At 56.8% G+C, this 16,917-nt stretch carries 7 protein-coding genes; 4 read left to right on the forward strand and 3 right to left on the reverse strand.

Going from position 1 to position 16,917, the window contains the following annotated elements; translation table 11 throughout:
- Positions 1–633 precede the first annotated feature (633 nt).
- From ACRYA2_RS24355 to ACRYA2_RS24365, 3 genes are read left to right on the forward strand one after another with little or no spacing between them, the layout of a single operon-like run.
- Entirely contained in the window at positions 634–1,032 is a 399-nt protein-coding gene (locus ACRYA2_RS24355; protein ID WP_433633971.1) for a hypothetical protein, read from the forward strand.
- Positions 1,025–1,345: a hypothetical protein gene (locus ACRYA2_RS24360; RefSeq protein WP_433633973.1), complete on the forward strand. Its 321-nt coding sequence runs from the start codon at positions 1,025–1,027 to the stop codon at positions 1,343–1,345. Before ACRYA2_RS24355 ends, ACRYA2_RS24360 begins: the two co-directional genes overlap by 8 nt.
- Positions 1,346–2,473 carry a hypothetical protein gene (locus ACRYA2_RS24365; RefSeq protein WP_433633975.1) on the forward strand — a complete coding sequence of 376 codons (1,128 nt, stop codon included), beginning with the start codon at positions 1,346–1,348 and terminating at the stop codon, positions 2,471–2,473.
- Between the two features lie 138 nt (positions 2,474–2,611).
- Here the strand turns inward: ACRYA2_RS24365 and ACRYA2_RS24370 are convergent, their stop codons facing one another.
- The 3 genes from ACRYA2_RS24370 to ACRYA2_RS24380 form a co-directional block, all read right to left on the reverse strand.
- A complete protein-coding gene (locus tag ACRYA2_RS24370; protein WP_433633977.1) occupies positions 2,612–3,052 on the reverse strand; it encodes a hypothetical protein in 441 nt (146 codons plus the stop codon).
- A 986-nt stretch (positions 3,053–4,038) separates the two neighbouring features.
- A complete protein-coding gene (locus ACRYA2_RS24375; RefSeq protein ID WP_433633979.1) occupies positions 4,039–5,169 on the reverse strand; it encodes a DUF1214 domain-containing protein in 1,131 nt (376 codons plus the stop codon).
- A gap of 106 nt (positions 5,170–5,275) precedes the next feature.
- The gene (locus ACRYA2_RS24380) at positions 5,276–6,796 is read right to left on the reverse strand and encodes a DUF1254 domain-containing protein (RefSeq protein ID WP_433633981.1); all 1,521 of its coding nucleotides are present in this window, start codon (positions 6,794–6,796) and stop codon (positions 5,276–5,278) included.
- A gap of 904 nt (positions 6,797–7,700) precedes the next feature.
- Between ACRYA2_RS24380 and ACRYA2_RS24385 the strand changes: the two genes are divergently transcribed.
- A complete protein-coding gene (locus ACRYA2_RS24385; RefSeq protein ID WP_433633983.1) occupies positions 7,701–16,880 on the forward strand; it encodes a Tc toxin subunit A-related protein in 9,180 nt (3,059 codons plus the stop codon).
- Positions 16,881–16,917: the final 37 nt, after the last annotated feature.

Below are 16,917 nucleotides of genomic sequence, written 5' to 3' on the forward strand. Positions count from 1 at the left end.
CCCTCAGTTTCCTACGCCGTCCGCTAACTGCAGAGATGGAGAACGATCGACGGGATGCGCAATTTCTCCTCTGCACATGATAACAACCCTCGGTTAGTATATTCTACTAACCATGATGCGTCTGAAGAGGGGTTCGTCCCGAGAGTTTATTGTTCACTAGTTGAATCGAATAAGGCTCGACGAACAAGTAACTTACAGCGGCACGACGATGACTCCCGTAGGAACCGCACGGAGAACCAGCAGGTCGGAGAAGTGTATCTCGACGTCCTTGAACACGCGAAAAACGTCGCGGAGACGAATGACGCGATGAGTGCGCGGATGGACTATCGGACGGTCGCAACCCACTATGGGTGTGCGTACACGAACGATGGCTAGCGCGTCATAGAGGAAATAGGTGAGCGTGTTTCCAGTGTGAACGACACGGAGCCGTGGGCCCGAACCCGGCGAGCATGTCCTGTATTTCGCGACGCCGTGCCACGACTGCTACCGACTTCAGTACACCTACTACGACGAGTACGAGGCCACCCAGACCCGGCTCGCCCGCTACGAGTGCCGGCCTGACGGCCAGTACGCCTGGCACCACACCCATGCCACCGTCCAAACCATCAGTAGTCCCAACGGCGGTGACACCCAATGACCGGTGGCGTCCCAACGCCGCTCGACCCACGTGACCCTAGCGGGCTCGTCCAGAAACTGACGCCCGGCGACCGCGTCCGCATCACCACCACCGAGCGACCACGGACCATCCTCACCGTCGCTGACACCACATCCACCCCCTTCGGGGGGCGCCTCGTCCTGAGTGTACCGCCGACCACCACGACCGCTCACCAGCAGGCCCAGCACGCACACTACCACTGCACGCCCGCCGATTCGGATTCGTCGACAATGACCGTCACCGAGTACCCGAGTAGCGACGCGCCCCCGACGTGTATCGGCACGCTCACAACCATCGCCCGCCTCCCCCGGCTCTCCACGCCGCCAACCGACGACGCCCCGACACCAACAGCATCGGAGGTGTCCGCCAATGAGTAACAACCCTACCGCTTCCGGAGAAGACCCCCAGCAGAGCGACCCTGACAAGCCCGAGCCCGAGACCAACGTTACAACAACCCGCGACGACCAGCCGCCGTACCGCAACCCTGACCGCCTCCGAGCAGTTTACGAGCGGGAGGAGACGATCGCCGGGACGGCCACCCATTTCGACGTCTCCTATAGGACCGCGCGGACGTGGCTGATCCGCCACGACATCTTCGACCCCGACAGCGACGGCATCCCCGCACCGTACAGACGGCTGCAAGCGCTCGAGCCCGACGATGTCGGCCTGCCACCACTGGGGGAACGATAGATGCCCGCAACCACCCAGACGACACAACAGTCCCAGACAGACCCCCGTCGGAAAGACGTCCAGAAGACGTTCTGGACCGACAACAGCGGCGACACCAAGCTCGACGCGCTCGCCGCACTCAACGACTGCTCGCAGGGCGCGCTCGTTCGCACCCTCGTCGACGAGGCGTTCACCGAAGCGTTCGACGACCTCGACCCCGCCCATATCGAGCACGGCCGTGTTTCTGTCGAGGACCTCCAGTCGCTCGCCAACAACGAAATTACCGTCGAGGAACTCGATTTGGAGTCCGACCCCGACACATCGGTAGCGGAGTTCGAGCCCGACTCGTACTATCTCACGGTCACGCCTGAGGACCTCGCCGAGCCTGGCCCAGAACTCGATTGGGAAACACTCCGGGATGCGGTCAAGAATCCCGAGGACGGCGGGTACTGGAACGACGACCTCGAAATCCACGAGAGCCGCGTCAGTGAAGACACGTTGAAGGCGAGTCATCGGCCCGCCGCTCGCATTCTCACCGGGCTAGCGCGCTCGAAAGCCTACGAGAACGGTGTCGTCCCACGGGAGACGATCGACGACCTCGTCGACACCTACTGTCTCCACCTGACCAACCGTGTCGCAGACACTGAGCAGGAACGTGGCGAGGAGCACATTCGCGAGACGTACACGAACCTCGTCACTGACCAGCTCTACGAGAACCCGTCACCGACCGCCAATTCATATTACTGCAGCAAGGAGCATCTCCAGACGCGGCTGCAGACGGAGCTAGACACCGCTCAGTCTGTCGCCGAGCGTGCCGACACCGTAACTGACTTCGACGCCTGGAAGCCGGCCAGCGCCGACACAGACGCTTCGGACGATGAACTGCGAGACGACTGGTACCATGACCTCGTCCGTTGGCTCGACGATATCGCGCGGGCAAAGCACGCCGGCCGCGCCTACGTCACGGAACTGCGTCGCGGCGACTACGAATTCGATCAGGACGACTGCGGAGAGACAACGGCGTTCGATGCCCTGCATGACTACCTCCACGATGCGCTTGCGGCAGTCGACGACCTGCCGGCGGACGTGACTGCTGACCTCATCAACCGCCTCGACGACGAATTCGTGGCCGTCATCACGAACGAGTAGTCGCCGACCACCGCCAGCGATGGTCGCCCCAGAGCCAGTAGCGACAGCGCCCGCCAGAGCACTGCAGTCTCACGACCAGTAGCCGAGACGGACGATGTGTCACTCGGTCAAACGACTGTTTGTTCCTTCCGAAGACATTTACTGACTCACAGTGACCGAGACAGTATGGAGTGGCACCGTCTGGGCCAGGGATTCGGCGTTCTCGGTATCGTTGGCGGTAGTATCGGAGTCTGGTATGCATTCCAGCGACAGATGTGCACGATGGTTGCCGGCGGTCCGGATCACTGCGCGCCGAACATCGTCTATCTTGTTCCAGGAGTACTTGCCGTACTCATCGGATTCGGTCTGCTCGTGTTTCTGTATCGGCGACAGCGATCCAAAGAGCAACAGACGACAGGAGCAAAGTAGCGAAACGCCTGCTACGACGCACGACAACCGAGAAGCACGGTACTGCGCTTCGATACGGAGAGTACTGGCCCGTTGCGATACTCCTGGCTCGGACTGATAGCAGCCCATCTTCTCCCCCGCAAGATAGCGCACAGTTACCACGTCACGATCGAGATCGTCGACGTCACCCACACCGTTGCGTCCAGTAACAGTGGCAAACGAAACGTCGAGGCAGAGCCGTCGACCGACTCAATGGCGTGAGCAGTAGTCTCACCGCGGAGACGGAGTCTTGATTCGGCGGTGTCGGTCGCTGTCCGTCAGTGACGCACTTCGTAATGGAACGCTCAGTACTGGCTCGGACGTGACGGCAGGCCGACGTGAGTGATATCACTCGCCGGGTGTCGACAGCTGCCGGGACACCAGCTGTCCAGTGAAATCCACGCTCACCACCTGAGACACCCCCCGAATCGAGTGATATCACAATCGGCGCTATTGTTCTCGTCCACGCTCCGCCACTGACCCATAGGACCGATAGAAGCAATAGGAGACGCTCACCCCAACAAATCGTCGATTGCACGCAGAACGAGAAACCGCACGCAGAGCGGCAATGTCGTGCCGTTCCGGACTCCCAGTGGTCGTCCGTCACTCCAACGGCTGTCGTACGGACGCCTAGAGTCACAAGCCGTATAAAGATTGCTCGTATAGGCAGTTAGATTAAATTTCTCTACAGGGTAATCGGCACGGGATTTCAGCCGGAGTTACCGCAGATGACCATGGTCAGCGCTACGTTACACCCCCCGGGGCGGGGGTGGTGTCGGCATCTCCGGGACGACGAGAACACCCGGGGTTGTGATATCACTGGCATCGAAGGGACTGTCGCCGAGTAATGAGACGGCCAGAGCGTGGTCCAGGTTGGTCGAGATTAGTAGCTGGTACTAACGAGTGGGCGTGCGATACTGGATTGAGAGTACGACGCTCCGATAGTAGAGAGGGAAAAAGTCGGATAAATAGGCTTAGCCGCGCCTGTTGAAGCGTCCCTGGCTGACACAAATCGGGTACTGAATATAGAGGATAAGTTCAGCATATGACCGTCGGTAGAAGAGAGCAGACGAGCCGATATTCGATTTCGCGGCGATTCAGTCGCCTGAAGCGTCAAGACCGATATCCGCGCGTTTGCCTCACTCCACCGACTGGGCTTCGGGGAACTGATAGCTTCCGACGAGAATCTCCTCGCGCGGACCGTAGAGCCGGATCACGTAGAACCACTCCTCTGGCGTGTAGAGGAAGTTCGGTTGATCGGGGTCACCGCCGAAATGGATCGTGACACTACCGTCATCGTTCGGCTCTGCAGTCACGTTGTTGAACGAGTACGCGTCGTACTCGTTCTCCTCGAGAAACCCGTCGTTGTTGTAGACGGTGACCGACCAGAACCCGTCGACGGGGACGTCCTGGACGGTGAACGTGTGTGGCGTGTCACCGTCGTTCTGGTCGGGGACCCTTTGCAGATAGATCGTTTCTGGCTCCGGAACGCCGCCCGGTGTCACAGTGGCGAGATAGTACTTCACAGGGTTGACCTCGTCGACGTCGCCATAAGCACCGCTGTAGTCGTCAATCGTTTTCATGACTGTGACGAGCGCGTCGAAGAGTTGTTGGTGTGCCTGGCGGTCCCAATTGGGAATCTCGAACGCGCCGGCTGAGTCCTGGCTCACTGCGAGTTCGTCCTGTAATTCATGGACAGTTGCTACGTCATCCGGATCGTTCGGGTCGACGAACGTGCGGACGATGACCCACACGTACCGCGTCCCGACCCCGTCCTGGGTCAACGTGTACTCGCCGGAATCCTGGTACGCCTCTTTCACATACGCGTCCTCATCCATGACGACCATCGACTGGTGACGATCACCGGTGTCCGGCTTGGTAATGGTGACCGGCTCGGTCAGGTCGAAGACACCGATCGAATATATCGTGTCGCGATTGGGCAAGGCCGCGATCCGCACCTCAGGGCCGACTATCGTCGGGAAATGATAAAATTCGCCGAACCCGCCCTGTTCGACGATGTTCTCCATCATTAGATGTATCTGTGACCGTGGGAAGTTCTCCCAGGACACTGGGACTGACTCGTCATCTGCTGACGTCTCGCTTTCAGCCTCGTGGGTGTTCGCCTCCGAGGAATGGTGGCTGGCACTGGCGCCGCCAACGCCCATCGCGAGTAAACCTGCGAGTCCCGCACCGCGAAGCGCAGTACGGCGGGTCGTTCGCAGCAGTTCGGCGTTCAATTCAGCGGTCGTATCGTGTGTCTCGTTGCTCATGACTATTGGTTCTCTTTTCACTTGGAATCTGTCAGTACGAACCTGCTGAGAACTGAGGGTGCGTGCAGCAGGCCATCCGTCTGGTTGAAGACGACGTTTGCATTCGTCACCCCTCCACGGGGACGACCCCGGGCATGTCGTAGGATCCGTCGACCAGTGACCAGCGTGGCCCATAGAACCGCGCAGCGAAGCGCATGCCTCCTTCGGGGGCCGGCAGCCAGTTCATCACCGTCTCCGGATCGTCCGGTTTCTCGTTCTGGACGTAGATGACGAGTTCGTTGGCGTCGGTGTGTAATTGACCCGCTTCGAGCATGAAGCTGTTAATGCTGTAGCGGTCAAGTTCGTTCTCGACGAAGTAGCCCTGCGCGTCGTAGATCGGGATCGACCAGAACTCGGTGACTGGTGGGAGGTCGTCGAGGTCGAATGTGATGGTGTAGCGCGTCGACCCGTCGAGTTGCTCGCCGGCCGCGTCGGTGAATCGGAACGCAGCGGCGTGGGATTTGGGTGAGTCGGGGCCTGCCCAGCCGAAGTCAGCCATGACGGCCCGGGTCAGCCAGTCGATCCTGAAGTCCCCCGTCGGCGCGATGAGGTTCCAGCCGTTCATGTCGATCAGCTCCTCACTGATGGCGGTCCTGACGCGATTGAATCCGTTCTGGAATCCCCTGGTCAGCGCTTCCTGTACATCGGTATCGAGGGCGGACCAGTCGAACTCCAGTCCCGGGGCGATGCCGACCCGTTCCAGCCGGTCGAGCATCGCGGCCTCCTTGCGGGAGTCGTCGATGAGCGGCATGCTCGGGTCGTTCAGGACGAGGTCGAGGAAGGTGAAGAAGTCCGCCGCAGTCTGGTTTTCGACCTGCCTGGTCGTGAGTTCCTCCATTCGCAGGAACGTCTCGTAGTCGCCGGCGACGACCGGCTGTGCCGCCCGCGGCACGCCCGAGTGACCGTTTTCGAGCCACTTGCCGAGCGGAGTGATCGTCGTCTGGTCCTGGAGAGCGTTGACGCGAGCGATTTCGGAGTCGTCCGTGGGGTCTTTCAGCGCGTACCGGACGAGGGTGAGCAGGGTCTTCGTCCCTGTCTGGACGACGTCGGTCGCGGCGAAGTCGCCCGGAATCTCGCCATCATAGCCATCCGGCAGTATCAGGTACGACCGCGCGTCGGTGCCGTTGAACTGATTGCCGGCGTAGAGGGGGAAGATTCCGTACTGGTTCATCAACTGTAGCGAGAAGTACCGATCGGTGACTTCGGGCATCTCGACGACGACGGGTTCGTCCTGCAGATCGAGAAAGCCCATCGCGTACAGGGTGGTGGCGTTTGGGCTGACGATAGCCGTGAAGTCGGCCGTTATCGGTCGCCCCTCGTTGGGAAAGTACAACCGATTGACGCCCACAAAGACGTCGCTGTTTTTCTTCTGTGTGTAGTTGAAGCGAGTTTCGTAGAAGACGGCCTGCTGGAGTCCGTAGAGGTACGCGTCTTCCGCGATCGATGCTATCCGGATATCCGTTCCGTTACCATGACTCCCACTGGAGTCTGGATTGGCGGCGACTGTCCGCGTCACCGGCAGTCCACCAAGTGTGAGTGCTGTGGTTCCGCCTCGCTGGAGCGCCTGTCGGCGTGTCAGTTGATCCATGTTGTCGATCCTCGATAGTGACCCCGTCCCAATGCTGCGACCTGAATTAGGCTACTCGGAGATACTTTGTTATGAACTGTGCCCAGAGCCGTAATCTGGTCTTTCGATGAGAGGATAGACACTGACTGGCCTTCGCTGGGCGGTAATCGATATTTCGACACACCTCACCACGGCAATCCGCTCTCCGAATACTAGTAGCGTGTTCCTTGTGAGAACAATGGTGAGAGGCGCGAGTGCCAGTGTCGGGCCCCTCGGCAAACCATCCAGTTAAGTTGCTCGCTTGGAAGATGTAAGTCCACTTAATCTACCGCAACGGGTCGTGCGAGACTAGCGCTCTGTATTCAGCACGCGGCCTGAAACCTATCACCGATTGAGGGTTTCAACAAGGCCAACCCTTCAGAAGAGAAGGGAAGGGGTTGATCATTCGCTGTCCCGCTTCTATGAAGGCCGAATTCTCAAATCGAAAAAATATGAAGACTATTACTATATGTGCAATGAGAAAACGCCTGCTCCACTCAACAATCGTCTTACCACCGCTATACAGTCAAATTTCCAGGGACTAGGAAAGAGGTGAAGGTTTTTAAAAAGGAGGGTTGAACAGCTTCTTGGGGTGAGGTTAGAGATATAGCATATTTTATGTTAAGTCTCCTATTGGAGGTCCAACGGCAGCAGGCTACCGGCGGGGGCAAAACGAGTGGCCTCATGGGATGTGCCGATGAGAATCCAACAAAATGGAACTCATTGTCAGCAGTATTCACGGATGATCCGAAGGGTCATCAGGGGGATCTGGGGCGAAAAATCAGGGTGCTAAAATTCACCGCCACTCAGACAAGCTTCCAGCTACGCTCGGATGGGACTGGAGAAGAATACAAAGAATACGAAAAATAATCAAAAAATTATATATATGGCCAGTCAATTTGAATTACGAATACAGGCAAGTGAAGAACACGAAGACGAAATTCAAGAATACCTCTTAGATGCTCTGGAAGCAGAACAAGAGTCAATCGAGATCTCAAAATCTGGTGTCATTATCGTCGGGGATCTCACGCAACATCGGGTACGGGAACTTCAGGAACGTATCGAGGAATTCGGTGACACCGTTGAATTGGAATTAATTGATTCCTCAAAAGAGGAATCTGAAGTCTTCAGTATTCACGGGGAGGTTCAATTTGAAGGGGGCGAACCACTCAGTGACATCACTGTCCGATTGTTCGAACGGGAACTTCGTAGCGAGCACGTAGTGGGCGAAACAACGACAAACGAAGAAGGCCAGTACGAGATTTTGTATCCATGGGCCCAGACGGAGGATGGTCAAGAGGGGCCCAACATTCTGCTCCGCATTTTCAACGATGTCGGAACAGAACTCGAGGCTGAAACCGACCGAGACCACATCATCTACAACGCTGAACCCGATGAGACGGTTAATTTCACGATTGTACACGAGATCTCCGTGGCCCCGACCGAATACGAACGTCTCTTAGCCAATATCTCGAACCACTTGGATGACGCCGAATTGGCTGAATTAACTCCCGAGGAAATCCGATTCATAGCAGGGGCAGCAGATATCGACCCGACTCGGATTCAGACCCTTGTCGAGTGCGCCAGGCATGCGGGTGAAACGGATCTCCCACCTGCCGTCTTGTACGCCTTCGCCTCTCAGGACCAATCGCTCGACGACCTGCTGTCGGAGGACATCGAGGACCTCCAACGTGCACTCGAGAATGCCATCGAGGAACGCATTGTCCCCCTCGACCTCCGCGAATCGTTCGAATCGATCTTCCAGCGACTACGAATCCTCCGTGACGAGATGGCGACATGGGATACGAGAGAACTCCGCGTTAACCTCCAAGATGAAGAGACCGGGGAACCGGTAGCCGAGTACCGTCTGCGCGTGGTGGAATTACGCGAAACGGGTGAGGAATCCATCGGCCGGTACATGACCGACGAAGAAGGGAATACTATCGCGACGTATCGCGTAAATGTAAACGACCCGTCGAGCCGCGAGTTCAGATTCGAGATAGTTGATCCAGACGGTGTGTCGATGCACGAGGTCGTCGTCGAAATTGAACCCGAGCAAGAAGAGCTCACTCTTACGATTCCGATAGTAGAGCCGCCTGAACCGAAAGCGATCAGCCTAGATGCAATAGTTGAGGTGGAAGAAGAGGAAGCGTTCAGACATCTCGCGGAGGCTCTCAAGACAAAAGACTTCAAGAGTTCGCGGGATATCCTGAAGGCTGGCGGAGTCCACAATATTGAGGGAGTCGAGAATCTCGCAGCCGAACCGACCATCCGAAAGCTCGACGCTCACGTGAATCTTAGCATTCTCCCCACGACAGTCGAGGAGAATGCAACCTTGATCGACCACGAGTTCTACGGTGTCCAGGATATCGCGGACACCCCCCGGGAGAAGCTAGAGGCGATATGCCCTCCTGAACTTGAGCCACGCGTCCTCCATACCACGGCCGTCGTCCAGCAGGACTACCTCAAGAACGCTGGCGTGATTCAACTCACAGAACAGGCGAACGGCCTTCCATCGAGTTTCGATGGCCTTGATGGAGAATCACGTGCCGAGAATCCCGAGCAGGAGGCAGGTTTGCGATGTACCGACTGCGAGGATTGTGAGTCGGCTGTCAGTCCGATTGCGTATCTTGCAGACCTCATTCATTACGTCAACAAACACGTCCGGAAGGCCCCAACCACGCAGGGCGTCTCGCTTGACGACCTCGGATCGATGCTCCTCCAGCCATTCGGGAGTCTATCCGCGTCCTGTCGGGCTGTCGAAGAGACGGTTCGACAGGTCAGACTCTGCGTCGAGGTGTTACGGCGATACGAGGACAGTCAGCAATTATCACCGGAGGAACTCGACCGACTCGACACATTCGAGCAGACGTACCTTCGTGACGCATACGAGACGCTGCTGACCGAAATCGGGACCTCCCGTGATGAACTACAGAACGCAATCGATGGAGACGAAGAGTCACGTGAGCGGTTAGCGAACAGACTCGGCATCGGGGTCGAGCATCTCATCGAGTTACTCCTCACACCGAGCGATATCACCGAGACCAGGCTGGAAGCGCTCGTCGGCTTACGGGAGACCAATGGGACGGATATCAATCGTGAAGTCAAAACGTCCCAGCTAGAGCAGTGGCGACACGAATACCTTGAGGGAGTGTGGTACGGTCTGGATCACCCCGTCGACGTATACGCGACGGAGTCCGAGGAACAACGCCCAGTGATTGACCCCGACGTCATCGGACCGGACGACTTCCGGAATCCCGTCGCAAATAACCCAGCGTTTTCTCTCTGGAAGAAACGTCGTACGTGGGTCGACAACCGGGTGAGAGAAGTCCGAGAGACGACCATCGAGGGTGATGGGAAACCCATTCTCGACGTCAAGAAACTACTCCGTAAGATGGATAATAAGACGCGGCTCTACTACATGGGGAAGCCACGCCCTGGCCCCTGGAGTGGTTGGAAGCAGTTCGGGGAGGCAGGCACCCTCATCAGGACGCTCGAGTCTCTGTTCGAGAAGCTTGAGAGTGGAGACGAAGTCGAGTCGACCGAGGAGAAGATCAAGCAACTCTCGCTCACGGTGGATAGCTTCACCCGCCTCATGGAGATCTATCGGAAGTATAGTAAATCTCAGCGAGACAGCCGATTCGAGACGGTGACAGACGAAGAATGGGATGAATTCATCTCGATTCTCGTCCAGTCGATGAAGGGTAGCCTCTACGGACTGTGGATCGAAGAAGAATCCAACGAGGCAATCGTCTTCGGGGGGAAGACCTTCTGGGAGTCCCTCCGTGAACCCGAACAGGGCGAGTGGTCCAAACGACTTGAATCCCAACTTCACCCGCTGCTCGGGGTCGTTCCAATTCCGGAGCCCGAGCGCTCGACTCCATTAACGTTCGAGCGACCCTTGATCGACCCGGAACTCGTAACGCAGAAGCAGCTTGCGGAGACCGAGTTCCGGTTTAAGGTCTCCGGAATCAAGCAAAAGACGACCGCGGTGGCGGTCTGGAAAGACCGACAGGCACAACTCGATGCCGCGACCGCATCACTGGAGCAAACGTACAAATCAACCCCCGAAACGAAAAACGGCGTGGAGAAACTCCTAAATTCGGTCTACGGAGCACCACCGTCCGAAGCTGGTGAGAAAGTTCCCACCTGGGAGAAGTACTTCAGTTCGGTCACGACCGCGATCGACCTCGATGAAGCCAGCGGCCACCAGCGAGTCGCCAACGAACTCTATCTCAAGCCAGCACAGTTCAGCCACGTCGCCACTATGTGGCAGCTCGCGAGACCCAAATCCACGGGTAAACCACCGTCCGAGAAGGATCTCGACGAGCTCTACGCGATACTCACCACCGTCAAGAAATACAAAGACGATGATAAGTACCAGCACTGGAAGACCCAGGAATCGGACCTCAAGTACTGGCAAGTCCTGAAAGCAAGACTGCCGACGTGGAGAGCAAGTCCAACGACCCGGCAATTGTGGCAACGGGCCCTCCGGAGTCGAAACCAACCAGCAATCGTCGACCCCGATCTCGTCCGTGACACCGAGTTCACCGACCCAATTGATACGAATCCTGCACTCCCGCTCTACCAGCAGCGAACCACGGAACTCCAGAAAAAGCACGATGAGCTCGAACCCCAGAATATCCCTGATACCACCGCGAAGGCCAGAAATCACTTCACAAAGCTACTGAGGAACGAGGTTGGCGTTGCTCCCCAACGGCTAGTGGCCATCAATGCGGACTTCGAGAACGGCGTTGACATCTCGGGGCGACTCGACCAGCTCACCCTCTCGAAACGCGCCTTCGACTATCTGCACCGAATCTGGAGAAAAATCGAGAAAGACCGACCCGTCTCAAACGAGGAGTGGGACCACGTCCACCACATCCTACTTCGGGTCTGGAAGTGCCGGCAGTATACAGACTGGCGTCTCGAAGAACGGCGCCTCGACATCGGTGAAGGCGAAAGGGGGCTCGTCCTCGGCCCCGCGTTTTTCACGCTGGAAACCGAGCTTACGCCAGGCCCGGTGTGGCCGAGCGAGGAGTCACCATCGTACTGGTTGTACGACCGCGAGGCACGGGACGACTGGGAGGATACGCTTGAGGCTCGCATCGACCAATACGAAAACACGACCGAGACCATCGAGGAACTCGTCAGTACCATCGAGGAGGAGACACTCCCCGCCCTTCGAGACGGGCTTGTCGAGGTACCTGCAGACGGAGACCCGACAGGTGCCGGCGCCGAGTGGGTAACCGAGAGCTTCTTGATCGACGCGGAGGCGAACGGCTGTCAGGAAACTACTCGGATGTCCCAGGCCATCGAAACGGTTCAGGCGCTCATCGAGACGCTCCGTTCAGAGGACGAGTTCACAGCCGTGGAGGGGACCACCGTGGAACTCGTCGACGACCAGTACGACAAGCGGTGGAAGTGGCTCGGATCGTACGCGACCTGGAAATCGGCGATGTCGGTGTTCCTCTACCCAGACAACGTCCTCGATCCCACCCTTCGACGGGAGACGACACCGGCTTTCGAAACGGCCGTGGATTCACTGACGTCGGGTCGCAGACTCACGCCAGATCGCGCGTGTCGGATCGCACAGGAGTATTCAGACTACTATCGAGACATTGCTTCGCTGACGTTCGATGCGACCTGCTGGGGCAATACCCGTATCACCAGCGGTGGATCCTGCGAGGAGACGGAAGAGGGGCGACGTGACCTTTTCTATATGTTCGCTCGCGGCGGCGACCTGAATATTCCGAAAACTGGCGGTACGACACCCGACACGGACGGATCAACAGTTTACTGGTCCGCGTACGATCCAGCGAAGTCTGGTGGGGAGCAGACGTATTGGGAGGCAATCGACGGCCTGAGCGACGTCGCCGAACTGTTCGGAGCAGTACCCTACAGGGGGAAAATCTACCTGTTCGCTAAACAGGTCGAAGATGGCATAGAAAAGCTCGTATTCACTCACTACGATCTCGATACTCACAATTGGCTTGAGAAACCCGAATCGCTCAACCTACCTTCCGATGCCGATTCGTTCCACGCACTCGTCATTCAGCAACCAAATACCGACTATCGTCCAGAGTTGATAATTCAGGTCATAGACGATCACGAGCCCATCGATAAAACGGCATACGCGTACAAATCGTATTATTTCGTCTTCAACCCTTCAGAAAACGGCTGGGCCGAGGAGGAAGAAGAAAAACAAGAAGCACCGATTACCTCGACTCCGCGACCGTCATCAATTGCGATCGCCCCAAAAATACCGGCTGTCTGGGCTCAGAATGTCGGTCGTTTCTTCTGGTTGTTTACGGACTCCGGAAACGAGCCCCAACCAGAGGGGCTATCGTTTACAATCACTGGGGAGAAACGAGGGGGGAACTTAAAAATCCAGCCTTCAGTTGTGTGGTGGCCCAGCAAACAGGGACTGTTAGTCGACAATATCGGTGCCGTCCACGATGACGACGGGAATATCCACCTGTACTACGGGGAAGAAACAATCGGTCGAAGCGCAGTATTTGGACCGATTTACAAGGGAAGCAAGCCCGTTTCTGATACACGAGTTGGCAAGACAAAATCGGAGATCCTCACTGATATCATCCCATATGAATATTCGAGGAACGACATGCAGATTCCGTCATCAGTAGTTGGCATTGCGCGACACTGCGGGGGGTATCCAAAACCGGATGCCGATTGGATGCTCGTTGGCCTTCAGACGAAGGATTCAAAAACATATGAGCACGTTCCGGGATCGGCAGATTCGGCGGAATTCCGATCGCTCTACATCTCAGAAGTCGACCCAACCGTGGATGAGAGTAATCCCTCGATTACCAAACTCGGTCTCGAGCTTCAGCTCGAGGCTTCACCGCAGGTGCCACACACCCCAGAAAGTTTCAAAATTCCACAACGGCTTTCCGGTCGACAGGACCTGCGGAGGAGACACATCGACTTCGTCTTTAGCCACGTAGAGTGGTCGACTTCGTGGACTCCGCTCATTTCCCTAGTGAACGAGAACAATTCGAATTACGCGCGCGAGGCATATTATTTCATCCCAATGCTGATCGCGAGCCACTTGCAAGAAACCGGAGAGTATGACGCCTCTCTCGACTGGTATCGGACCATCTACGATTACACCATCTCGGACGATGGTACCGGTTCGTCGCAGAACTCGCGAAGAATATTCCCCTTATCTAAGCTGAATAAAGGAGTTTTCTCCCTGTATCCCGGAGTCACCCCCTCGTACCAGCGCGAAGAAGACTGGTTAGTCGATCCGTTGGACCCGCACCAAGTCGCAGCGAATAAACGACCGAAGGCGTACACTCGATTCACTCTCGTCTCGATCATCCGGAGTCTCCTAGACTATGCGGATGCAGAGTTTACCTACGATACGTCGGAATCCGTCCCTCGGGCGCGGCGACTATACGAGCGGGCCCAGGAACTGCTCGAATCGGACGAGCTAGAGCGGGAAGACGACCCGTGCGCCGAAGTCGAATGGACGTTTCGCAAGCATGAAACGATCCAGAACCTCAAAAACGATCCAGTGACGTCGCCGAATTTCTGGATGATAGCGAATGAGATATCAAGTATCAAAAACTATGCTGACAAGCAGGACGCAGTCCAGACGGTTCTGCAGATACTATCCGACGGAGAAGACATCAGTGCGAGCATCTCCGCGGCCATGGAGCACCTGAACGAGGTTTCCAAGGCGGAGGAGCCACCGACCTATGAGACTTTCTTCGAAATTGAAACGGAGCGACGGGAGGCGCTGCAATCGACCATCGTAGCGAACGATTATCTCCACACGCAGTTAGTTACTCTTGGGAAATCAGTTAGTCAGCAAGTAAAGCAGAACCCCAGCAAAGACGAAGAGACCTCGAACGAGGAGCCCTTCGATCCGAACGTTTACCTCGGGCTCTGCATCCCGGAGAACCCGATTCTGAAATCGCTGGCCCTTCGCGCGACGTACAGCCTGTTCAAACTGCGTAACTGCATGAACATCGCCGGGATGCGACGCCAGCTCGAACCGTACGCTGCACCCACCGACGTGGAGAGCGGCCTCCCGACGCTGACCGGTGGGAAACTCTCACTTCCAGGGACGGCGATATTCCAGCCGACGCAGTATCGATACACGGCACTCATGGAGAGAGCCGCGAGATTGGCCGAACAGGCTCGGAACGTCGAGGCGTCGTTTCTCGCTGCTCTAGAACGGTACGACCAAGAAGAATATCAACGGTTGCAGGCACAGCAAAGCCTCCAACAGGCTCGTGCCGGCGTTCGTTTGCAGACTCTTCGTGTTAGAGAAGCCAAAGACGGTGTGAGGTTATCAGAGTTACAGCGTGATCGAGCGACAATAGAAGCAGAGACCTATCGAAAATGGATAGAGGCAGGGTTAAATCAATACGAAGAGAAGGTAATTCGTTTAGGGTATCGTGTGGCAGGTCAACGCCAGCAAGCAACAATTCAGACAACTTTAGCTCAAATTGCGCAGGCAGCTGGCAGTGTTACCGGTGCAGGCGCTGTTCCATTTTACATGGCATCCTTGCCTTATAGTATAGAGGCGATTGCAGCTGAAAGGGCTGCTCAAGAGCAAGCACTTCTGGCTAGTCATGAACGTAGCAAGCAACAGTGGGAGCTCCAGGAAACCCTCGCCAAGAAGGATGTGGAGATTGGCGAACAGCAAATAACTATAGCCAAGGATCGCGTCGAAGTCGTTGGGCAGGAGCGAGAGATTGCGAAGCTCCAGTCCGAGCACGCGAAGGATATGCTCGAATTCTTGGACACCAAATTCCTGAACCGGCACCTCTATCTCTGGATGAGCAACGTCCTCGAAGACGTCTATTCGTATTTCCTCCAGCAGGCGACTGCTATCGCGAAGCTCGCCGAGAACCAGCTCGCATTTGAGCGCCAGGAAACGCCCGCAGCCATCATCCAAGAGGACTACTGGAACGTGCCATCTGAGAACATGCTTGTAGACGGGATGACCGAAGATAGACGCGGTCTCACGGGATCTGCCAGATTACTACAGGATATCACCAAGCTGAACGAGTACGCGCTGACGACAGATGAGCGTGCCCACCAACTCACCAAGACGTTCTCGTTGTCGCAACTAGCACCTTACGAGTTCCAGCGCTTCCGCGAGACGGGCGTGCTGAACTTCGCCACATCGATGGAACAGTTCGACCGTGACTTCCCCGGCCACTATCTGCGGCTCATCAAACGTGTCCGCACATCCGTGATTGCACTCACACCACCGACAGAGGGCATCAAGGCGACGCTCTCGAACAGTGGGCTCTCGCGCGTCGTTACGGGCGGTGATATCTTCCAGACGCAAGTCATCCGTCGCCAGCCGGAATCGGTCGCGCTCACGTCACCAACGAACGCGACCGGCCTGTTCGAACTGGAACCGGAATCAGCGGACAAACTTCTGCCGTTTGAGAAGACGGGCGTCGACATGACCTGGGAGTTCCGGATGCCAAAAGCGGCAAATCCCATCGACTACGACTCCATCGCGGACGTACTCGTCACGATCGAGTACACCGCACTCGATAGCGAGAACTACCGCCAGCAGGTGCTTCAAGAGCTGGAGCAGGATCCGAAGCGAAGCGGGGAGCGGGCGTTCACTCTTAAGGATGAATTTGCCGACCAGTGGTACGACCTCAACAACCCCGAGCAGTCGCCGACGCCGATGACGGTCTCGTTCGAAACGACGCGCGACGACTTCCCACCGAATCTCGACGATATCGACATTAAACAGGTGTTGCTCTACTTCGTGAGCGACGCGACGGACGCGCTTTCGGAACTTGACGTCGGATTGTACTTCTCCGAGAAGGGATCCGACGCGTCGATCGGTGGTGAGGCGGCACCCGTCGACGGCGTTATCAGTACCCGACGGGCTAACGGTGGTGGCTGGTACTCGATCATCGGCGGGTCAAGCACCCCCGTCGGGGAGTGGACGCTCTCGCTTCCAAATACGCCGGCCGTGGTCGATCTCTTCGAGAACGACAGCATCGAAGATATCCTGTTCGTCGTCACATATGAGGGAGACGCAAAGTACGGGGTAGAATAAATTGCAATCGGAACTCGATCTGCTGGAGTTCTAAGCC

The organism is Halomicrococcus pelagicus (assembly GCF_050954125.1).

Excerpts from the sequence above, each read along its gene's own strand:
- ACRYA2_RS24355 (WP_433633971.1), top strand. The coding sequence starts at position 634 with ATGACCGGTGGCGTCCCAACGCCGCTCGACCCACGTGACCCTAGCGGG.
- ACRYA2_RS24360 (WP_433633973.1), top strand. The coding sequence starts at position 1,025 with ATGAGTAACAACCCTACCGCTTCCGGAGAAGACCCCCAGCAGAGCGAC.
- ACRYA2_RS24365 (WP_433633975.1), top strand. The coding sequence starts at position 1,346 with ATGCCCGCAACCACCCAGACGACACAACAGTCCCAGACAGACCCCCGT.
- ACRYA2_RS24375 (WP_433633979.1), bottom strand. The coding sequence starts at position 5,169 with ATGAGCAACGAGACACACGATACGACCGCTGAATTGAACGCCGAACTG.
- ACRYA2_RS24380 (WP_433633981.1), bottom strand. The coding sequence starts at position 6,796 with ATGGATCAACTGACACGCCGACAGGCGCTCCAGCGAGGCGGAACCACA.
- ACRYA2_RS24385 (WP_433633983.1), top strand. The coding sequence starts at position 7,701 with ATGGCCAGTCAATTTGAATTACGAATACAGGCAAGTGAAGAACACGAA.